Source organism: Streptomyces venezuelae, from assembly GCF_008642295.1.
In the GTDB taxonomy this organism is placed as follows: domain Bacteria; phylum Actinomycetota; class Actinomycetes; order Streptomycetales; family Streptomycetaceae; genus Streptomyces; species Streptomyces venezuelae_C.
In genome coordinates, this window is sequence record NZ_CP029190.1 from 6,977,768 (window position 1) to 6,998,408 (window position 20,641).

12 protein-coding genes are annotated in these 20,641 nt (G+C 74.4%); 8 read left to right on the plus strand and 4 right to left on the minus strand.

Features of this window, described 5'->3' with window-relative positions:
- Nucleotides 1-45: 45 nt before the first annotated feature.
- Both DEJ50_RS31195 and DEJ50_RS31200 read right to left on the minus strand, forming a co-directional pair.
- Nucleotides 46-2,898 carry a poly(A) polymerase gene (locus DEJ50_RS31195; protein WP_150211401.1) on the minus strand — a complete coding sequence of 951 codons (2,853 nt, stop codon included), beginning with the start codon at nt 2,896-2,898 and terminating at the stop codon, nt 46-48.
- The gene (locus DEJ50_RS31200; protein WP_150211402.1) at nt 2,898-4,763 is read right to left on the minus strand and encodes an RNA ligase family protein; all 1,866 of its coding nucleotides are present in this window, start codon (nt 4,761-4,763) and stop codon (nt 2,898-2,900) included. Before DEJ50_RS31200 ends, DEJ50_RS31195 begins: the two co-directional genes overlap by 1 nt.
- A gap of 154 nt (nt 4,764-4,917) precedes the next feature.
- On the opposite strand from DEJ50_RS31200, the gene DEJ50_RS31205 reads away from it, so the two are divergent.
- Genes DEJ50_RS31205 through DEJ50_RS31215 form a run of 3 tightly spaced genes read left to right on the plus strand, consistent with a single transcriptional unit; the run spans nt 4,918 to nt 11,706 of the window.
- Entirely contained in the window at nt 4,918-5,778 is an 861-nt protein-coding gene (locus DEJ50_RS31205) for a hypothetical protein (RefSeq protein WP_190344795.1), read from the plus strand.
- Nucleotides 5,759-11,467, plus strand: a complete 5,709-nt coding sequence (locus DEJ50_RS31210) for a caspase family protein (RefSeq protein WP_150211403.1) — start codon at nt 5,759-5,761, stop codon at nt 11,465-11,467. Before DEJ50_RS31205 ends, DEJ50_RS31210 begins: the two co-directional genes overlap by 20 nt.
- A 35-nt stretch (nt 11,468-11,502) precedes the next feature.
- Nucleotides 11,503-11,706, plus strand: coding sequence for a type II toxin-antitoxin system VapB family antitoxin (locus DEJ50_RS31215; RefSeq protein ID WP_150211404.1), 204 nt, complete (start codon nt 11,503-11,505; stop codon nt 11,704-11,706).
- A gap of 15 nt (nt 11,707-11,721) precedes the next feature.
- Here the strand turns inward: DEJ50_RS31215 and DEJ50_RS31220 are convergent, their stop codons facing one another.
- Nucleotides 11,722-13,629: a hypothetical protein gene (locus DEJ50_RS31220; protein WP_150211405.1), complete on the minus strand. Its 1,908-nt coding sequence runs from the start codon at nt 13,627-13,629 to the stop codon at nt 11,722-11,724.
- 226 nt (nt 13,630-13,855) lie between these two features.
- On the opposite strand from DEJ50_RS31220, the gene DEJ50_RS31225 reads away from it, so the two are divergent.
- The 5 genes from DEJ50_RS31225 to DEJ50_RS31245 are packed head-to-tail and all read left to right on the plus strand — an operon-like array spanning nt 13,856 to nt 19,800.
- Nucleotides 13,856-15,181: an ABC transporter substrate-binding protein gene (locus DEJ50_RS31225; protein WP_223837981.1), complete on the plus strand. Its 1,326-nt coding sequence runs from the start codon at nt 13,856-13,858 to the stop codon at nt 15,179-15,181.
- Nucleotides 15,178-16,107 (plus strand): carbohydrate ABC transporter permease, encoded by a 930-nt coding sequence (locus DEJ50_RS31230; RefSeq protein WP_150211406.1) that lies wholly within the window; start codon nt 15,178-15,180, stop codon nt 16,105-16,107. Before DEJ50_RS31225 ends, DEJ50_RS31230 begins: the two co-directional genes overlap by 4 nt.
- A complete protein-coding gene (locus tag DEJ50_RS31235; protein ID WP_150211407.1) occupies nt 16,104-16,937 on the plus strand; it encodes a carbohydrate ABC transporter permease in 834 nt (277 codons plus the stop codon). Before DEJ50_RS31230 ends, DEJ50_RS31235 begins: the two co-directional genes overlap by 4 nt.
- Before the next feature lie 2 nt (nt 16,938-16,939).
- The gene (locus tag DEJ50_RS31240) at nt 16,940-18,802 is read left to right on the plus strand and encodes a glycoside hydrolase family 36 protein (RefSeq protein WP_150211408.1); all 1,863 of its coding nucleotides are present in this window, start codon (nt 16,940-16,942) and stop codon (nt 18,800-18,802) included.
- Nucleotides 18,799-19,800: a LacI family DNA-binding transcriptional regulator gene (locus DEJ50_RS31245; RefSeq protein WP_150211409.1), complete on the plus strand. Its 1,002-nt coding sequence runs from the start codon at nt 18,799-18,801 to the stop codon at nt 19,798-19,800. Before DEJ50_RS31240 ends, DEJ50_RS31245 begins: the two co-directional genes overlap by 4 nt.
- On the opposite strand, the gene DEJ50_RS31250 is transcribed toward DEJ50_RS31245, so the two are convergent.
- Nucleotides 19,797-20,558, minus strand: a complete 762-nt coding sequence (locus DEJ50_RS31250) for a DeoR/GlpR family DNA-binding transcription regulator (RefSeq protein WP_411757651.1) — start codon at nt 20,556-20,558, stop codon at nt 19,797-19,799. The genes DEJ50_RS31245 and DEJ50_RS31250 overlap by 4 nt on opposite strands.
- Nucleotides 20,559-20,641 lie beyond the last annotated feature (83 nt).

The following is a 20,641-nucleotide window of genomic DNA, read 5'->3' on the forward strand; positions in this document are numbered from 1 at the left end:
TGTCCATCTTCCCACCCCGCACATCCGCCCCGGCGGCGGAGGTGGTCAGCCGAGGGTCGGGAGGGTGCCGCCGTCCGAGCGGGTGAGTTCGACTCCGGGCAGGTCGCGGGCCCATGCCTCGCCGAGGGCCGCCAGGGCCGCAGCCGGCGGCGGGGTGCGGCCGAGGCCGATCGCGAAGCAGGCCGAGGCGGGTCCGCTGCGGTACGGGCGCGGCCAGGCGTGCGCGTCGGGCGCGCCCGAGGCCTCCAGCGCGCCGAGCAGGGCCCGCATCCGGCCCCGCACCCGGCCCAGGGTCTCCTCGAACTCCACCGGCCCGTACGCCCGTACGGTCACCAGCGCCCAGGCCGTGTGCCGCCGGTGCAGCGGCGGAGGCGACAGCAGCGCCTCCGCGGAGCCGCCGCCCTCCAGGGTCTCCCAGGCCTGGTACAGCTCCCGGACCAGCAGGTCCCGGAACCCGGCAGACACCTGGCCGGTGCAACTCCGCACCGGTGCGGACGGGGTCAGCACGACCACCGGCCCGTCCTCCGGTTCCGCTTCCGCCGTGCCGTGCAGGGCGACCGGCTGCCGCCAGTCCCAGGCCGCCCAGGTCGCGAAGAACTCCCGCAGCAGACCCTCCGGTTCGGACTCGTCCGGCTCCTCCGCCCCGGCCACCACGCGCGCCGCCAGCACCGCCCAGGCGAGCCCGGGCAGGCCGCCGTGCGGGGCCGAGTCCAGGCCGCGGGCGCGGGCCCAGGCCTTCACCTGCCGGGCCAGGGCCTCGAAGGCCGCCGTCCGGCCGGCGACCGCCGCCCGCACGGCGTCCGCGTCGGAGACCGCGCTCAGCGCGACCGCCGCGGTCTCGCCCAGCTCGGCCCGCCGGGCCACCGCCCCGGCCGGGGGCACCATCCCGGCGCCCACCAGCACCAGATCCACCGCCAGTCCGCCCACCGCGAACCGCAGCCCCGGCACCCGGGCACCCTGCACCCGGCGAAGCCGCGCCGCCTCCGGCAGGGCGGCGGCGATCCGGGCCTCGGCAGCCGCCGGCCCGGCCTCGCCGGGCAGCACCGCGACCAGGTCCAGATCCGCGCCGGGCAGCGCGCAGCCCATCCGCCGCGACCCGGCCGTCTCCAGCACCGCCTCTCCGCCCAGCGCGGCGGCCACCCGCTCCGCCACCGCCTCGGCGAAGCCCGGTCCGCCCGCCTCGACCGCCCCGGTCGGTGCCGGCTCCGGCACCCAGCGGACCTCCCCGGAGCCCAGCGCCACCGTGGCCCGTACCCGCATCGGCTCCGCACCGCGCCGCGACAGCAGGGCCAGCTCCCCGAGCCGGGTGGCCGGCAGCCCGGCCGACACCCCGGCGCACTCCGCCACAAGCCGCTGCGGGTCCGGCGTACGGCCCAGCGACAGGTGCGGGGTGAAGCCCGCGGCCCGGCCCCGGCAGCGCGGGAACCGCTCCGCCAGTGCCGCGTACAGCTGCTGCCAGGGCGCCTCCCCGGCGCCGGCCGGGTCCAGCCAGACCGTGGCGTCCTCGCGGTGCCCGAAGCTGTGCACCCCGCCCGGCCGCACCTCGAACGCCGGCGTCCCGGCGGCCACGGCCGAAACCAGCTCCGCAGCCCGCTCGAACTCCGCCTCCGGCACAAAGCCGAACAGCAGGTTCACATGCGGCGGCCACCGGTCGATCTGCGGGTCGTGGGCCCGCCGGATCCGCTGGACCGCGGGCCACAGCTCCTCGGGCGGCAGCCAGGCCAGCGCCGTCCGGGGCGTCGGCGGTGCCTCCAGTAGGCCGGCCGGGTCGGCCGCCGGGCCGAAGGACAGGTCCGCCCGTACCCCGTAGTGGTCCGAGATGAACAGCCCGTCTGCCTCCGGCACGTCCCCCAGCAGGCCCGCGCCCGCCACCCGGCCGCCGCCCCGCACCAGCACCCGGTCCAGTCGCGCGGCCCGCCCGGTCAGCGAGGAGACCGCGGCCAGCGGATTGGCCCCGGGGTCGAAGGTCGGCGTGCGGTCCGCCGGACCGTACGCCTCCGTCCACGCGTCCCGCATCCCCAGCGCGGCGGCCGGACCCTCCCGGCCGTCCCGGCCGTCGTTGAAGTCGCCCAGCAGGACGAGATCCCCGCCGACAGCGCCGACACCGGCCAGCCCCTCGGCCAGCCGGGCCAGTTCGGCCTCCCGCCGTTCCCCGCCGCGTTCCGAGTGGTCGCTCGACAGATGGGTGGCGGCCACCACCAGCGGTCCGCCGGCCGTCTCCACCACCACGGCCGTGACCGCCTTGTGCGGGCCCAGCTCATGGAAGCCGGCCTCCCGCACCGGCAGCCGGCTGAGCAGCAGCAGCCCGCTGTCGTCCACGTCCCGGCTGCCCGGATCGGTGCCCAGGGTGTATCCGGCGCGCACCCAGTCCGCCGCCAGCAGCGACTCCAGCAGCTCCGGTTCGACCTCCTGCAGGGCGATCACCTCCGCCCCGGCCGCCGCGAGCGCGGCCAGCAGCCGGGGCCGCCGCCGGGCGGTGTCGATCAGCTCACCGTCGTACCGGTCCCAGAGCGTGTTCCAGGTCAGCAGCCGCACCCCGGTACCGCCCGCGGGCCGCGGCTCCGGCCCGGGGCCGGCCGCCGGAGCCCACCGGCTGCCGTCCCAGGCGTACGGGGTCCGCGCCGTGAAGAACGGCGCCCGCAGCAGCCGCGGCTCCCGCACCCGCCCGGCCTCCGACAGCCCGACCCGGTCCAGCCCGCTGCTCCGGTCCCACACCAGTTCCCCGTCCGCCTCGACGAACAGCACCCGGTGCCAGGGGATGTCGCCGCCCGGGACGAACGCCGGCAGCGGAATCCGCTTCGGTGCGGCCCCGCGCTGGAGCAGGCCGAGCACGAACCGCGCGGGGTCCAGGCGCGGATCCCAGCGCACCTGGTGGTAGATCTCCTCACTGGTCCGCATCAGTTCCTCACACCCAACTCGGCCCACTCGGCCCATTCGCCGCACTCGTCCAGGCCGCCCGCCCGGTCCTCGATCCTGCCGTCCGGTCCGGCGTACCAGGTGCGGTGCGCCCGCCCCGGATACGGCGGAGCGAACCGGCGCAGCTGCCCGGCCAGCACCGCCGCGGGCACCGGATGCGGCCGGACGCCGTTGCGCCGGACCAGTTCCTCCTCGTCCACCACCAGCACCAGCTGGGTGACCAGGGCGTTGTGCCGCTCGGCCACGCCCAGCACCGGCCCGCGCTGCCGGTCGGTCAGCGAGGTGGCGTCCCACACCACTGTGCCCCCGCCGGCCAGGGCGCTGTCCAGCCGGTCCAGACCGGCCCGCAGCACCTCCGCGTTGGCCCGCTGGTCCGCCCGGTCCCCCCGCTCGGCGCGCAGCTCGTCCATGGATACGTACGCGTCCACGCCCGGCAGGGCGCGGGCCACGGTGCTCTTGCCGCTGCCCGAGGGGCCGACCAGCTGGATCAGCCGGGGGAACGCCCCGTCCCGCCACCGCCAGGTCGCCGCGACCGCCTCGGCCACGGTGGAGATCCGGCCCCGGGCGTACGCCTCCCGGGCCTCCGCCCAGCACCGGTCGGCGGCCTCGGGGTCCAGCCCGGCCAGGGCCTCGCGCAGTCCGGCGCGCAGCGGCTCCAGCGGCGGGCCGGCCAGCAGCCCCGCGTCCTCGGCGTACAGCTCGGACCACTCCAGGTTGGCGCGCGCCTCGGCGGCCTCCGGGCCGGTACGCCCGGCCAGGGCGGCGGCGGACACCGCGTGCAGCAGGCCGGGATCGGCGGCGGAGGCCAGCCGCAGCAGCCCGGACCGCCGCGCCTCGTCGGGGAACGGGAGGTGCAGCAGCGGATGCAGGCCGACCAGGTCGGCGATCCGGCGGGCGAGCGGCAGCCCCAGCGGGACGGAGAGCCGCGCCGTCAGCCCGGTCCGGCGGGTGCCGTGCAGGGCAGCCGCGAGGATGCCGGCCAGCCGGGCGTCCCCGGTCGCCCGGAGCAGCCCCAGCCGGCCGGTGACCTCCTGCACGGCGGCTGCGACGGCCTCCCCGGCCGGCGCCACGTCGTGATCCGCCGGGCCATCCGCTCCGTCATCGGCCGGGCCATCCGCACCGTCATCCGCCGGGCCGTCCGCCGGCCGGGCCCCGGCCACCCCCGCCGCCGCGAGCAGCGCCGCCGGGTCGGGGTCCGCCCCCGACCGGACGTCCCACAGTGCGGCGGCCGGGCCCCGCCCGTTCGCCACCACGGCTGCATGCATCCAGTGGGTGTCGGTCACCACGTGCCCGGCCCGTACCCACTTGGCCACCCGGGCCCCGAACTCGGCCTGCCCGAAGCCCTCGACGGTCCGGACCACGTACCCCTCGCAGCGGGTGGTGTCCAGCCGCAGCCGGCGCAGCGCCCGCTCGTCGAACACGCCCCGCCACAGCACCCGCGGGACCGGCACCCCCAGCCGGCGCAGGAAGGTGACGGTGGAGTCCCAGTCCAGGCAGCGGCCGGTGTCGTCCCAGACCGAGAACCCGTAGAACCAGCTGTCCAGGTCCTCGTACGCCAGGGAGTGCCGGGCGTACAGGTTCTCCCCGCACACCCGCCAGCCCCGCGGGATCCCGGCCCCGATGCGCCCCTGCAAGCCCTTCACCCAGGCCCGCGACGGATGGTGGCCGGAGTCCAGGGAACGGGCATGCAGCCCGTCCGCGTACAGAGTGGTGTTCTCCCCGTCGAGCTTCTCGGTGACCACGATCTCGCATCCGGCCAGCCCGGCGAGCCCGGTGCTGCGCACGTCGTCCGAGGAAGCCCCCGGCGACCAGGGCAGATGCGGAGTCCGGGGATAGTGCGTACGCATGGTGATCTGACCCGACCCGTTCCTGTAAGAGATGCCCCACTGTAGGAATCCACCGGAGGCGGATCCACTCAATAAGCTCGCTCGGAAGCAGGTGCCGGGACCGGATTGTTCGCTAAGGTCCTTCACGCGAACGGGACTTGGGCGAGGGGGTGCGATGGCGCACGTGGTCTGTGTCCACGGCATCGGGCAGCAGTTCGGCGGCGAAGAGGAACAGCACGGCCGGTGGTGGCCCGCACTCGCCGACGGCCTGCGGCGGGCCGGCCACGGGGACCGGCTGAAGCCGGCCGACGTCACCTGCGTGTTCTACGGTGACCTGTTCCGGCCGCCCGGCCGGGTGCTGTCCGGCCACGAACCGCCCTGGGACGCCGCCGATGTGGAACCGGAGTTCGAGGCGGAGCTGCTGCGGCTGCTGTGGGCCGAAGCCGCCCGCACCGACCCCGCCGTGGTACCGCCGGACGCGCCCACCCTGGCCCGCACGCCCCGGTCCGTGCAGCGCGGCCTCGATGCGCTCAGCCGCTCCCGGTTCTTCTCCGGCCTCGCGCAGCGCGCCCTGGTCGCCGACCTCGGACAGGTCCGGCGGTACTTCTGCGAGCCCGGGATCCGCCCGGCCGTCGCCGACCGGGTCGCCGCCCGCATCGGCCCCGACACCCGTCTGGTGATCGGCCATTCGCTGGGCAGCGTCGTCGCGTACGAGAACCTTGCCGCGCACCCCGAATGGCCGGTCCGCGCCTTGCTGACGGTCGGCTCCCCGCTGGGCATCCGGAACCTGGTCTTCGACCGGCTCCGGCTGCCGGCCGGCGGCGCGCCGGGCGACTGGCCCGGCTCCATCGGGCACTGGACCAACATCGCCGACGAGGGCGATGTGGTCGCCCTGGCCAAGGACCTGCGACCGCTGTTCGGGGACCGGGTCCGCAGCCATCTGGTGCACAACGGCGCGCACGCCCACGACATGGCCCGCTACCTCGACTCCGCAGCGGCCGGCGCGGCCGTCGCCGATGGCTGCGGACTCCGCTGACCGCCCGCGCCGCTTCGTGCTGGCCACGGCGGTCGCCCGGATCGCCGGGCATCCCGAGTACGACGTACCCGAACTCGCCGGTGACGTCAGCCGGATGACCGGACTCTTCACGGAACTGGGCTACGAGCCGGTCACCCCACCGGGGACGTCCCCCGCCCCCGGCCCGAGTCCGAGCCCTGGCCCGGGCTCGGCGGCCGGGTCCGAGCCGCGGATCTGGCTCGACCCCACCCGCGCCGAGCTCACCCGTGCCCTCCGGGCCTTCTGCACCGACCCCGCCCGCCGCCCCGACGACTACCTGGTCTGCTACGTTGCCGCCCACGGCGCGGTGGCACCCTCCAGCGGGGTCCACTACCTGATGCTCGCCGACACCGACCCCGAGGACCTGCGCGGCACCGCCCTGCCCACCGCCGACCTGGTCTCCCTGATCTGGGAGGACACCCCGCTCGAGCGGGTCCTGCTGCTCCTCGACTGCTGCAACGCCGAGGCCGGTACCGACGACGCCCTGCACGCCGCCCTCCAGGCCCGCCGGTTCCGCACCCCGGTCGGCCCGGCCGGCCCGGCCGCCCGGGCCGGAGCGGACGGCGGACCCGGCGAACCGCACACCACCGGCCTCGCCCTGATCGCCGCCTCCCGCCGCAAGGACGTCACCCGCCCGGGCGCCCTGCCCGCCGCCTTCGAACGCGCCGTCCGCAGCGGCGCCACCGCAGGCCGCGCACCCGCCGCCATCAGCCTCGAACACGTCATGGCCGCCGTCAGCACCGACCCGCAGGTCCCCGAATGGCAGCGGCCCGTCTGGTCCCTCGGCCAGGCATCCGCCGCCATCCCCGACTTCCTGCCCAACCCCTGGTACGTCCCGGGCGCCGCCGACCTCAAGGTCGACGAGATCGACCGGCTCGTCGCACTCCGCTCCCGCGAGCGCACCGCCCGCGGCGAGGAACTCCTCAGCCACTTCCTGCCCCGGGCGCGCGGCACCGACGTCCCCACCGAGGAGGTCTGGGACTTCACCGGCCGCCACCAGGCCCTGCACGCCACCGCCCGCTGGCTGGACGCCCGCCCCCACCACCGGCTCTGCGTGGTCACCGGAGACCCCGGCTCCGGCAAGTCCTCCCTGCTCGGCATGGTCACCCTGCTCACCGACCCGGTCCGGGCCGCCGCCGTGCCCCGGGACCGGCTGCCCGACGGCGACCTGCCCGCACCCGGAGCGGTCCACGCCGCCGTGCACGCCGGCCACAAGTCCACCCGGCAGCTGCTCGACGCGATCGCCGCCGCCGCGGACTGCGCCGCCGACACCCTCGGCACCCTCACCGCCGCCCTGCAACGCCGTGCCGAGCCCCTGATCATCCTCGTCGACTCGGTGGACGAGGCCCTCGATCCGCGCGGCGCCACCGACGAGCTGCTCCTCCCGCTCGCCGACCCCGAACTCGGCCTCCCGCTGCGGCTGCTGCTCGGCGCCCGCCGGCACGTCGCCCGGCGGCTGCCCTCCTCGGCCCTGTGTATCGACCTCGACGAGGAGGAGTACGCCGACCCGCTCGCGGTCCGCGCGTACGCGCGCACCCTGCTCACCGGGCCCGGTTCCGTGCTGGCCGCCGCCGACCCGCAGCGCGTGGACGCGGTCGCCGAGGCCATCGCCGAAGCCGCCGGCCGGTCCTTCCTCGTCGCCCGGATCACCGCCCGTACCGTCGCCCGAGAGATCCGCGTCCCCGACCCGGCGGACCAGGCCTGGCGGGACGCCCTGCCCCGGCTGCCCGGCGAGGCCATGGAACGCGACCTCCGCCAGCGGCTCGGCGACCGCGCCGGCACCGCCCGCGACCTGCTGGTGCCGCTCGCCTTCGCGCAGGGTGTCGGCCTGCCCTGGGCGGGGATCTGGCCCCAGCTGGCCACCGCCCTGGCCGGCCGCCCGTACGGGGACGCCGACCTGTTCCGGCTCCGGGACGAAGCCGGTTCCTACATGGTCGAGAGCGTCGAGGACGGCGGCTCCGTCTACCGCGTCTACCACCGCGCCCTGATCGAGTACCTGCGGGAGGGCCGGGACGAACGCGCCGTCGAGGCGACCGTCACCGCCGTCCTGCGGGCCGCCGTCGACCGCCACCGGGGTGGCTGGCGCTCCGCCCACCCGTACGTACGCCGCTATCTGGCCCTGCACGCGGGCGCGGCCGGGGTCCTCGACGAGCTCGTCCAGGACGCCGAGTTCGTACTGGCCTGCGCCCCCGGCCAGCTGATGGCCGCACTGCCCGGGCTGCACACCCCGGCCGGCCGCCGGGCGGGCGCAGCCGTACGGGAACGCGAGGCCGAACTCCGCGGCCTGGAGGGCCGCCCCGGCACCCCGGAGGCCCGCGCCCGGCTCCGGCTGGCCGCCGTCTGCCGGGGCGCCGCGGCCCTCGCCGACTCCTGCGACCCGGCACCGGGGGAGGAGCGGCCGGAGTGGCGGGCCCGCTGGGCGGTGTGGAACCCGCACGGCGGCAAACGGGACTACGCAGGGGTGTCGGACTGGAACGGGCTGGTGGTGCCGCGGGCCGGCGGCGGCGCGGACTTCTGCGGCCTGCGGGACGCGCGGACCCTCTTCCGGTGCGACCTGGATTCGGGGGAACAGCCCGCCGATGCCCAACTGTGGGGGCCGCAATGGCTGCGGAGGGGGCCGTGGGCGGTGCTGCCCGGGCAGCGGGGCCGGGCAGCCGTAGTGCTCGACGACTTCATTCCGAAGCCACCGGAGGACAGCTCACCGCCCTATGGCCGGCGGACCCCGCGCGTCGAATCCGCCTGGGAGCTTCGGGTGTTGGACGTCCGGAGCGGTGACATGACGTCCTGGCGGCTGCCGCTGCCGCCCGGCGAGCCCGCCTCCGTGCAGCGCACTCCCCTGGACGTGGCGGTCGTCCCCGGCCGAGGTGACACCGGCCTCGCGATCCTGCGGGTCTCACCCACCCAGCTGTTCGCCTACCGCCTCGGCAGCCGTCCCGGGCGGCCGGGGCTCACCCGTGCGATGGACCGAGTCGGGGACGACTACGAACGGCAGCAGGCCCAGGAACGGTCCTACCAGCGTGCCGCCGTGCTGCTCCATTCTCTGGGCAACGCCACCGGCCCGGTCTCGGTGTGTGCCGTGCCGGACGGTCTGCCGGAGGGCACCTTCCTGCTGGGCCTGACCGACGGCGATGTGGTGAAGGTCAACGCGTTCCTCGAGCACGGTATGACGACCACGCCCATCCCCAGTTCCCACCGGTCCGAGGTGCTCGCCATGGCGGTGATCCACCCGCATCCGCTGGGGCGGCTGCTGGTGTCGGGCGGGCGCGACGGGCGGGTGCAGATCACCCCGATGAGTTCCTCCTCGGAGGAGCCCGCACGGACCGTGCTGAAGTGGCCCTACGTCGTCACCTCGGTGGCCGTCCTGCGGTCGGACCGGCAGTGGCTGATCGCCGCCGCCACCGCCGACGGCCTTGTCCACCGCATCGATGTCGAAAGCGGCCGTCCCATTGGACGTCCGCTGCACGTCGGCCGGTGGGGCGGACGGCTGTCGGCCTTCCGGATCGGTGTGACGGACTGCGTGGCCGTCTGGGACGGCGGTCGCGGCCTCCAGCTCTACGACCTGGTCTCCGGAGAGCGCATCGGCGGCCAGGAGGACGCGCACGAGGTGTGGGCCCTGGCCCGGGTGGACGGCATCCGGAGCCTCGGCGGATCGGACGGCATCGTCCGGCTGCTGCCCACCCCGCACGCCGTCGACGCACAGCAATTCGTCGCGCACGACCGGCCCGTGCTCGCCCTCGGCGAGATCCGTGGGCCCGCCGGTGTCCCCTGTCTGATCAGCGTGGGAGCCGACCTCGGGATCCGCTGCTGGGATCCCGGCCGGCGGGCCGAACTTTGGACCCGCCCGGCCGAGCCGCTGCCCCCGGGCATCACGGAACGGACGGACTCCCTCGCCCACGCCGTGTGCGGCCGGACCGCGGACGGCCTCGACTACGTGGCGACCACCCGGTACGTGGGCCTCGGCCGGGTCCGGATCCTGCTGCTGGACGCCGGAGTGCCGGTGCGCGAGCAGGAGTTCACCGCGCCCGGCCCGGTCACGGCGCTGTGCGCCGGCCGGGTCCGCGGCCGGGACGTGGTGGTGGCGGGCACCGACGACGGGCGGATCCTGTGCTGGGACCTGGCGGACGGCGGACGCCCGTTCGGGCAGAACCCGCCGGCCGCCGACGGCGGGGCGGCCGGCCCGTGGATCACCGCGCTCGCCCTCGCCCCGGACGGCTCGGGCCGGCTCGCGGGCGGCGCCGGCGACGGCACCCTGCGCCTGTGGTGCCTGCCCGGCGGGCGGCTGCTGTCCGACCCGGTGGCCGCCCACCGGCGCCCGGTCACGGCCCTGTCCTTCGTCACGGCCGACGGCCCGGATCTGTGGCTGGCGAGTGCGGGGGACGACCACCGGCTGGCCGTCCACGAGCCGGACGGACGCGGGGTGCTGCATCCGGTGTGGGAGCGCCGGACCGACCGCCGCATCCGCTCCCTGTATTCCGAGGACCGCGGACTCGCCTGCGGCGACGAAGGGGGCGGCATGTTCCTGCTCGTCCGGGAGCCGGGCGGCGGCTGGACCCTGACGGACGGCCGGGAACCGGTCCCCTCCGGACTCGCCGTCGCCACCACCTCCCTCGGCGGCCGGCCGGTCTGTGTCTCCCCGGACGCCCGGGACGGGCTGCTGGTGCACGACCTGGCCGACGGTGCGACCGTACGGCGTCTGGCCTCCGCCTGCGGCAGCGGCTATCGCGCGGTGGCCGCGGCCCGTAGGCACCCGGCCGGCGCACTCGTCGTCGCCCGGAACCACCACGGGCTGCTGGAACGCTGGGACTTCACCGATTCGGCGGCGCTCGCCCCGGCCGGAACTCCGCTGCGGCTCTCGGCCCCGCACGAGAAGGGACCGGGCGGCAAGCGACTGACCGCACTGCCGGACCCGGCGGGGGAGACGGAGGACCTGTTCTCCCTCTCGGCCGGCCGCGGCTTCCTTGCCGTCGAGGACCTGGAGAGCGGCCCGCTGTTGCATCAGATGCTGTGGGCCGGCAGACACCGTGGGCTGCACGCCCTGCGCCCGGAACCCGTACCGGTACACCCGCACCGGTTGGGTTACGACGCGTTCCGGCTCCGGTTCTCCGTGCTGCGCGATGCCTGGGTCGTACGCTGCGGCGGCCACACCTTCGGGTTCGCGGAGACGGCCCAGGGGGTATGGCTCGCCGACCCGTACACCGGCCGGTGGGCCCGCGCGCGGCTCGACGGGGCCGGGATGCGGGCGGCGTTCACCGCCGCCCACGACGGTGCTCCGGGGGTGCTCCTGGTCCACGGCGACCGGGCCCGGTTCTATGCGCTGACGGACCTGCTCGCCGCCCTGGCCCGGCCCGAACCGCCGCTGGAGGGCCTCCGGTTCCTCGGCCGGGAGCGGCTGCTGCGGCGCGGCGGCGGGCCCGTGCTCCGCGCGACCGCGGAGCATGCCACCCCGCATGCGGTCCGGCACGCCGCCCCGCTCCCCGGCGGGCACGCGTACGTCGCGGCCGGGACCCGCGAGCTGCACGTCCGCCCGGTGGACGGCGGGCCGCCCCGCCACAGGGTCGAACTCCCCTCCCCCTGTACCGGCCTCGCCGTCTCCCCGGCCGGCGAGATCGCCGTCGCCACCCGCAACGGGTTGCTGCTCTTCGACCCGCCGGGGAGCCCCGATCGCCGCTAGAGTCCCTGCATCGGGAGCAGCGAGGAGGGGGACCCATGGCCAAGGTCAACATCAGCCTGGATGCCGAGCTGGTCGTGGAGGTGATGGTGCTCGCCGGAGTCGGGTCACCGCAGGACGCCGTCGAGGCCGTCGTGCGCGACTACATTGCGCGGAGCCACCGGACCGAGGCCCGCGTCGAACTCAAGGACCACCAGCGCCACCGGCCCGACCTCCGCAACCGGGACGTCCAGGAGGGCTGAGCCTCCGTACGGTGGCTAGCCGACCCGGACGCTGACCGTCCGGCCCGGGGCGACCGGGGTGGTGGCGTAGGTGTACGTCACCCCGTCCACCACCTTCGTCCGGGCCGGCCGGGACACCCCGTTGACGGTGATCCGGCTGTGCCGGCCCGGGAACCGCGCCTCCCAGGTGTACGTGGCGCTGCCGGAGGTGTTGGACAGGGTGGACCGGGTGGCGCCGTCGTGCCGCAGCGAGAACCCGGAGGCCCCGACCCGCAGGTCGTCGATCTTCAGCCAGTCCATGCCGGACGGCAGCCGGGACTGGGTGGTGAGGGTCCGGGCGGGGGCGTCGGGGGTGACGCCCATCAGGCCGCGGACGGTCTGGCCGAGGAGGGTGAAGGACACCTCCGGGTAGTCGCCGTTGGTGCCCTGCTTGGCGTTGACGTGCTGGACGTCCTTCCGGTCGTACACCTCCTTCATCCACTTCCAGGCGGTGTCGTTGCGGTTGTTGGTGAAGAAGGTGTCGGGCAGGTAGGTGAGGGCCTCGATGTTGTCGGGGCGGCCGGGACCGGAAGCCTCCCGGTCGATGAAGTCGAGGTAGGCCTCCCGGCGCGTGCCCGGGTCGACGATCTGCTTCATCGGCATGAACCAGCTGTTCTCCTTGCCCCAGCCGGTCAGCGCCCGTCCGTCGGTGGTGTAGCCGCGCACCATGTCCGCGCCCGAGCCCGAGCCGCTCCACACCGTGTTGTAGTACGTCTTGAGGTCCTTCGCCCGGCGGTCGAAGGTGTCGGCCAGGTCGCAGTCCCCCTTCGCCCGGGCCAGCGAGGCCATCGCCAGATAGGCCTGGTACTGGGAGCCGATCGCGTCGCCCGCCTCGGCGAGGGGCTCGCTGCTCTGCTCGTTGTAGCTGGCCGTGCCCTGGAAGATGCCCCCGCCGGTGCCCTCGGCCACCTTCACGGTGCCGTTGTCCTTCAGGCCGTTGTGCAGGTCGATGAACTCCTCCGTGGTGCGCCGGTAGAACTCCCACAGCACCGGGTCGTCGAGGTAGCTGCGGTCCCCGCTCCAGCGGTAGGCCTCCTCGGCCTTCTGCACCAGCTCGAAGGGGGCCGGCACCTCGCGCACGAAGTTGGTCGCGCTCCGGTAGTCGATGGCGAGCGGGGTCCCGTTGTCGAAGTTCAGGGCCCAGACCGGGTAGTACTTGTGCTGCGCGGTGGCGGACGCCGCGAAGGACCTGAGCATCGCCTTGTTCTCGGCGGTGAGGCCGAGCACGCCCGCGCCCGCCAGCTGGTGGGCCATGTCGCGTGAGTAGTAGCCGCTGCGGTTGGCGTAACCGGCCCAGTAGGAGGGCCCGTACGTACCGGTGCCGGTCCCGCCGGTGCGGTTCTCGTCCACGTTGAGCGGGCCGGGGGTGCCGGGCAGGTGCACCCAGCTGTTGGCCTTGCGCTTGGACCAGTCGAACATCTCGACGATCTTCGGGTCGGAAGAGCTGATCCTGGGGTCGGCGGGCGCGGCGGGGGAGAGCATCAGGTCGTCGGCGTTGACCCAGCCGTCCCCGGACTCGAAGGCGATCTCCAGCCGGTCGCCGGGCGCGAGGGCGATCCGGCTCAGCGTGTAGCGGCGGTAGTTCGAGGCGGCCGGCAGAGTCAGGGCCGCCCGCTCGGTGCCGTTGACACGGGCGATGTAGCGGCCGTTCGGGCCGCCGGTGGCGATCCAGGCCGATATGTCGAAGCTGCCGTGCGCGGTGGCCGTCAGGGTCTGGGCGACCTTCCGGCCCGCCCCCGCATCGAGGTAGATCAGCCGGCTCCCGCCGTGCGGGTAGTTGGTGGCCACCCCGGTCCCCGGACTGAACTCCCATCCCTGACCGCCCTGTTCGAAGCCTGGGTCGAGGAGGGTGAGCGGGGCGAGCAGGGCGAGCGCGGACAGCAGCGGCACAGGGGAAAGCGGCATCGGGTGCTCCCGGGTCGACGGCCGGATCTCGGCGCGCGGCACGCTAGCAACGCTTCCCGAAGACTTGCAATGGATCTGGCAAGACTTTCTGCGCGGCACAACTGAAAGTTTTCAACGAAGTCTTGCAAGTCTGGGGGAGGGCGTGGTTGAGTTCCGGCCCGTCAGCTTCCGCAACGGTGCGAGCAGGGGTGGAACAGCCATGGGAATGGGACCGGAACGTCGAAGCGTGCTGAAAGCGGCCGGTGCACTGGCCGCCGGGGCCGGCCTGGCCGGGCTCACCGCCTGCTCCGGCAGCGGTGCCGACGGTGCCACGGGCAGCGCGGGCGACCCCTCGAGCGGTCGTATCTCGGTCTGGTCCTGGCAGGGCCCGGCCGCCGAACTGAAGGCCCTGGTGCCGGAGTTCAACCAGAAGTTCCCGGACATCCAGGTCACGGTCGAGGACATCGGAAACCCCGCCATCTGGGACAAGATCACCACCGCGATGGCCGCCGGCGGCCAGGGTCTCGCCGACGTCCTGCACATCGGCGTCGACTACCTCCCCGGCTACGTCGAGAAGTTCCCCGGCGCCCTCGCCGACCTCGGCCCGCTCGGCGCGACCGCCCACCGGGACGCCTTCGCCCAGGGCCTGTGGCAGACCGTCTGCCCCGACGGCAAGCGGGTCAACGCCCTTCCCTGGGAAGCGAACTCGGCCGGCTTCTTCTACCGGGCGGACCTCTTCGAGCAGGCCGGCGTCGACGCCGCCGGACTCCAGACCTGGGACGAGACCATCGAGGCCGGCAAGCAGCTCAAGGCCAGGACCGGCGCCCACCTGCTCGGCATCGACAAGCCCGCCTCCCAGCCCGACTCAGCCAACTTCTTCCAGCTGCTGCTCCAGCTCCAGGGCACCTCCTATTTCGACCAGGACGGGGCGATCACCCTCGACACCCCCGAGGCCGTGAAGGCCATGACCCTCATCAAGACCATGAACGACGCAGGGCTGGTCAACGATCTCGCCGGCGGCTGGAACGCCCAGATGAGCTCCCTCAAGAAGGGCACCGCTGCCGTCCACCCCTCGCCCACCTGGTTCGGCGGCGTCGTCGAGGAGCAGGTCCCGGACGAGGCCGGCAAGTGGAAGGTGCGGCTGCCCCCGGCCGTGCGGCGGGGCGGCCCCACCGCGGCCACCGTGAACTCCACCCACCTCGCCGTCGCGGGCAGCAGCAAGCACCAGGCCGCCGCCTGGACCTTCATCGAGTTCGTGCTGACCCGCCCGGCCTCCCAGGTCAAGATCTACCGCGGCAAGGGCATCGCCCCGGCCCTGATGAAGGCCTACGAGGACAGCGTGTTCCACGAGCCCTCGGCCTTCTTCAGCGGCCAGAAGAAGGGCGAGGTCTTCCTGGAGGCCCTCAAGGCCCCCTCACCGCCCTTCTACTACACCGCCGACTACGCCCGGGCGCTCAAACTCGTCACCGACGCCCAGTCCAAGGTCCTGCTCAAGGGCGCCGACCCGGCGAAGGTCCTGGCCGACGCGGCCGACCAGCTCGCCGGGCAGACGGGACGCAAGGTCCGGCGATGACCACCGCCGCCCCCGCCCGTACGCGGGCCGCCGCCGTTCCCGCTCCGGGGGCGGCGGCCCGCCGCCCCCGGAGCCGCCGCCGGCTCGCCCCGTACCTCTTCGTGCTGCCCGCCCTGCTGCTCTTCGCCGCCTTCAAGCTGTACCCGATCGGCTCGTCCTTCGTCCTCAGCCTGCACCGGACCGTCGGCGGGAAGGAGACCTTCGCCGGCGCGGACAACTACAACCGGCTGATCCACGACCCGCTGTTCTGGACCGCCCTGAAGAACACCGCCGTGGTGCTCGTCGTCCAGGTCCCGCTGATGCTGGCGCTGGCCACCGGCCTCGCGGTCGCCCTCAACTCCCGCCTGCTCCACGGCCGGAGCATCTTCCGCCTCGGCTTCTTCCTGCCCATGGTCACCGGGCTGGTCGCCTACGGCATCGCCTTCTCCGTCCTCCTCAACAAGGACTACGGCCTGGTCAACTGGCTGCTCGGACTGGCCGGCCTGGACGCCGTGCCCTGGCTGACCGACCCGCTGTGGGCGCGGATCTCCCTCGGCCTCGCGCTCACCTGGCACTACACCGGCTACAACGCGGTGATCCTGCTGGCCCGCCTGCAGACCGTGCCCGCCGAGCTGTACGACGCCGCCGCCGTGGACGGGGCGGGCGCCTGGCAGACCTTCCGCCATGTCACCCTGCCCGGCCTCCGGCCCGCCCTGCTGCTCACCACGGTCCTGTCCACCATCGGGACCCTCCAACTCTTCGACGAGCCGTTCGTCCTCACCGGCGGCGGCCCGGACAACGCCACCCTCACCATCGGCGTGTACCTGTACCAGAACGCCTTCAAATACTTCGACTTCGGCTACGCGTCCGCCATCGCCTACGCCCTCGCCGTCCTGATCGGAATCCTCGGACTGATCCAGTTCCGGATCCTGGGGGAGAAGACATGACCACCACCCCTGCCCGCCGCGCCCGCGGCATCCTGCTCACCGCGGGCCTGGCGATCGTGCTCGCCGCCGTCGGCGTGCCCTTCTACTGGCTGGTGGTCGCCGCCACGCACAGCTCCCAGGACATCTTCTCCAGCCCGCCGCCCCTGCTCCCCGGCGGCAACCTGCCCGAGAACCTGGCCACCCTGCAGGAGACCGCCGATTTCGGCCGGGTCCTCCTCAACTCCCTGCTGATCGCCGCCGTCTACACGGTGTGCGCGGGCGCCGTCTGCACCCTGGCCGGATACGGCTTCGCCACCTACCGGTTCCGGGGCCGCTCCGGCCTGTTCGGGCTGATCATGCTGGGCCTGGTGATCCCCGTCCAGGTCACCCTCGTACCGCTGTTCCGGATGATGTCGGACCTGCACTGGCTCGACACCTACCAGGCGGTCATCGCCCCCAACCTCGCCCTGCCCTTCGGGATCTTCCTGATGCGCCAGTCGATGTCCGCCCTGCCCGCCGAACTCCTCGACTCCGGACGGATCGACGGCTGCGGCGAACTGAAGCTGTTCTGGAAGGTCGCCCTGCCCCCGATGAAACCCGCGCTCGCCGCCCTGGCGATCTTCCTCTTCCTCTACCAGTGGAACGACTTCATCTGGCCGCTGATCGTCCTGCGCGACAGCTCCTCGTTCACCGTCCCGGTCGCCCTCGCCTCGCTCCAGGGCCTGGACAACACCGACTACGGGGCGATCCTCGCCGGCACCGCGATCGCCGCGGTCCCGATGGCCCTCGTGTTCCTGGCGCTGCAGCGCCACTTCGTCTCCGGCCTGCTCGCCGGCGCCGTGAAGGAGTGACCGTGCAGACCCCGTACATCCCGCCGACCCTTCCGACCCCTCCGACCCCGCCGGGCCTCGCCGCCGAGGAGCCGGTGACCACGGCCGGGCTGCCCCCCGTCCCGTACGAGCCGCTGCTCGACCGGGTGGAACTGGCCGTCCTGGCCCGCACCCCGGGCAGCACCCCGGCATGGACCCTCACCGAACTCCCCGACGGCCTGCGGATGCTGGAGGTCCGGGCGGACGGCGCCGCCGTGGAGATCAGGCTGTCCGTCCCGCTCGGCGACGCCGCCGGCTACTGGCACCCCCAGGGCGGCTGGCGGCGCACCCTGCTCGCCGACTGGGAGGGCAGGGCCCGGGTCTCGCTGGTCGACGGGCACGCCGCCGGCTGCCTGTACGACCACTCCGGCGCCACCCTGCTGACCTTCGCGGCGGCCGACCCGGTCCCGGAGGCCACCCTCCGTTTCGGTGTCTCCGAGGAGGAGGACACCCATGTCGTCCACCTCCGGCTGCCCGCCTCCGACGCCCCCCACCGACTGCTGCTGGTGCCCCGGACCCCCTCGGTGGCCACCGCGCTCCGGGCGCTGCGCAGCTGGTTCGCCCGTGAGATCGCCCCCGCGCCGGTGCCGGAGGCGGCCCGGGCCCCCGTCTACTCCACCTGGTACGCCTTCAACCAGGACGTCAGCGCCGCGGAGGTGGAGACCCAGGCGGCCCTGGCCGCCGGACTCGGCTGCCGGGCGCTGATCCTCGACGACGGCTGGCAGCGGGGCGGCCACGGCCGCGGCTACGCGGGCTGCGGCGACTGGACCCCCGACCCGGCCAAGTTCGCCGACTTCACCGCCCATGTGGCCCGGGTCCGCGCCCAGGGCCTGCACTACCTGGCCTGGGTCGCCCCGCTGCTGATCGGCCCGGCGGCCGAGGCGTACCCGCGCTGGGCGGCGTACGCACCGGCTGCCGCCACCGTGCCCGGAGCGTACGTCCTCGACCCGCGCCGGCCCGAGGTCCGCCGGCATGTGGTGGAGCTGTGCACCGGCCTGGTCCGCGAGCACGGACTCGACGGGCTCAAGCTCGACTTCCTCGATCACGCCATGGTGTACGCGTCCCAAGCCGACGGCAGCAACGGCGGCGAGGGCGGAGACGGCGGCGACGGGGCGGGCGGCGACATCGGCCGGGCCATGGTCGGGCTGCTGACCGAACTCCGGGCCGCGTTGGAAGCCGTACGCCCCGGCGTGCTGCTGGAGCTGCGCCAGCCCTACACCGGCCCGGGCATGGCCCCCTTCGGCAATATGCTGCGCTCCTTCGACTGCCCGGCCGACGCCGCCGCCAACCGGGTCCGCACCCTGGACACCGCCCTGCTCGCAGTCGGCGGAGCCGTCCACTCCGACATGCTGCTGTGGGCCCCGGACGCGCCCGTGGAAACGGTCGCCCGGCAGCTGATCGGCGCCCTGCACGCGGTTCCGCAGATCTCCGTACGGCTGGACCGGATCCCCGAGGCACACCGTGCCACCGTCGCGTTCTGGCTCCGGCAGTGGCAGCTCCACCACGAGCTGCTGCTCGACGGCGAGGTCGAGCCCGGCCGGCCCGACGCCCTGTACCCGCTGGTGCGGGTCACAGCCGGGGAGCGCTGCCTGCTGAGCGTCCACGGCGACCAGGTGGTCCCGGTGGAACCGGCCCGCCACCGGTCGATCGTCCTGGTCAACGGCTCCGACCGGGACCGGCTGATCCTGGAGGTCCGCGGCGGCGGGGTCCGGGCCGAAGGAGTGATCCACGGACCGGACGGCCGTATCATCGAGGTCACGCCGCTGTTCCTGCCCGAGGGGCCACGCTCCCTGACCGTGCCACGCGGCGGTCTGGCTTCGCTCACGATCACGGAAGGACCGCGATGAAGGTCGGCATCACCGACGTCGCAGCCCGCGCACAGGTCAGCGAGGCAACCGTCAGCCGGGTGATCAACCGCCGGCAGGGGGTGTCCAAGAAGACCCGGGACGCCGTCGAACAGGCCATGGCCGAGCTGGGCTACGAGCGGCCGACCCAGGGGCAACTGGTGGCGGTGGTCACCGAGTTCGTGTCCAACCCGTTCTTCGCCGATGTCGCCGAACGCATCGAGTCGGCGCTCGCGCCGCACGGCCTGAAGAGCGTCCTGTGCCCGGCCTTCCCGGGCGGGGTCCAGGAGCGCGAGTTCCTTTCCGCGCTGGTCGACAAGGGGATCGCGGCCGTGGTCTTCCTGTCCGCCTCCAACACGGTCGAGGGCTCGGACACCGACACCTACGAACTGCTGCGCCAGCGCCGGGTCCCGTACGTGGGGATCAACGGGGAGTTCGCGGACGGCGTGCCCGTGCCGGTGTTCTCCACCGACGACATGCTGGCCGCCGAACTGGCCGTCGACCACCTCTACCGGCTGGGCCACCGGCGCATCGGCATGGCCTCCGGCCCGGCCGGCAACCGGCCGGCCGACCGACGGGTGCGGGGATTCCTCGAGGCCATGGCGAAACGGGGCATCGAGGACGCCGGGAGCCGGGTGATCCGGCAGTCGTACACGGTGGAGGGCGGGCAGGCGGCGGTGTCACCGCTGCTGGCGCTGGGCGCCACCGCGATCGTCGCCGCCAGCGACTACATGGCGCTGGGCGCGATCCGCGGGATCCGCCGCCAGGGCCGCTCGGTCCCGGGGGACGTGTCCGTGGTCGGCTACGACGGCTCGGCCATCACCGAGTTCACCGACCCGCCGCTGACCACGGTCCGCCAGCCGGCCGACCGGCTGGCCCTGGAGGTCGGGCGCAGCGTCCTGGCGCTGGTCGGCAACCGGGACGTACCCACGGGGGAGCTGTTGTTCGACCCCGAACTGGTCATCCGCTCCACCACCGGCCCGGCCCCGGACACCGCCTAAGCCGTCTCGGCCACCAGCAGCTCGCCGACGGACCCGGCCAGGATCTCCCGGGCCGGTTCCGGCAGGCCGGAGTCCGTGACGAAATGGTCGATCCGGTCCAGCGGGGCGAAGCCGCTCAGCCCGACCACCCCCCACTTGCTGTGATCGGCGACCACCGCGACCCGCCGGGCGGCTGCCACCAGCGCCCGGTTGGTCTGGGCCTCCGCCAGGTTGGGGGTGGTCAGCCCGGCCCGCTCGCAGACCCCGTGCGCGCCCAGGACCAGCAGGTCCACATGGAGCGAGGAGATCGCCAGATCGGCGAGCGGGCCGACCAGCGCGGCCGACGGGGTGGGGGAGCCGCCGGTGAGCAGCAGGGTGGGGGCCCCGGCCTCGCCGCGTTCCCGGACCGCCGCCCGGACCAGCTCCGCCACCGGCAGCGAGTTGGTGACCAGGGTGAGGCGTGGCACCTCCAGCAGCCGGGCGGCGACGGCGTGGGCGGTGGTGCCGGCCGAGACCGCGACCACACTGCCCGGTTCGACCAGTGCGGCGGCTGCCCCGGCGATGGCCGCCTTGGCGGCCTCCTCCAGTCCGGACTTGGATTCGAACCCGGGCTCCTCGCCGCGCGCCCGCGAGACGGCGACCGCGCCGCCGTAGACCTTCTCCACCACGCCGAGGGCGGCGAGCGCGTCGAGGTCCCGGCGGACCGTCATATCGGAGACGCCCAGCCGGTCGACGAGTTCGGCGACCCGGACCGCGCCGTCGCGCCGTACCGCTTCCAAGATGAATGCACGTCTCTGCTGGGCCAGTTGCACTTCGACAAGATAGCACGCAGGGGCTGTTGATTCTTGCGGAATCTTGTTTA

Bases quoted from the DNA above. Each gene is read 5' to 3' on its own strand.
- DEJ50_RS31205 (WP_190344795.1), top strand. From the start codon at position 4,918: ATGGCGCACGTGGTCTGTGTCCACGGCATCGGGCAGCAGTTCGGCGGC.
- DEJ50_RS31230 (WP_150211406.1), top strand. From the start codon at position 15,178: ATGACCACCGCCGCCCCCGCCCGTACGCGGGCCGCCGCCGTTCCCGCT.
- DEJ50_RS31215 (WP_150211404.1), top strand. From the start codon at position 11,503: ATGGCCAAGGTCAACATCAGCCTGGATGCCGAGCTGGTCGTGGAGGTG.
- DEJ50_RS31235 (WP_150211407.1), top strand. From the start codon at position 16,104: ATGACCACCACCCCTGCCCGCCGCGCCCGCGGCATCCTGCTCACCGCG.
- DEJ50_RS31195 (WP_150211401.1), bottom strand. From the start codon at position 2,898: ATGCGGACCAGTGAGGAGATCTACCACCAGGTGCGCTGGGATCCGCGC.
- DEJ50_RS31210 (WP_150211403.1), top strand. From the start codon at position 5,759: ATGGCTGCGGACTCCGCTGACCGCCCGCGCCGCTTCGTGCTGGCCACG.
- DEJ50_RS31245 (WP_150211409.1), top strand. From the start codon at position 18,799: ATGAAGGTCGGCATCACCGACGTCGCAGCCCGCGCACAGGTCAGCGAG.
- DEJ50_RS31200 (WP_150211402.1), bottom strand. From the start codon at position 4,763: ATGCGTACGCACTATCCCCGGACTCCGCATCTGCCCTGGTCGCCGGGG.
- DEJ50_RS31220 (WP_150211405.1), bottom strand. From the start codon at position 13,629: ATGCCGCTTTCCCCTGTGCCGCTGCTGTCCGCGCTCGCCCTGCTCGCC.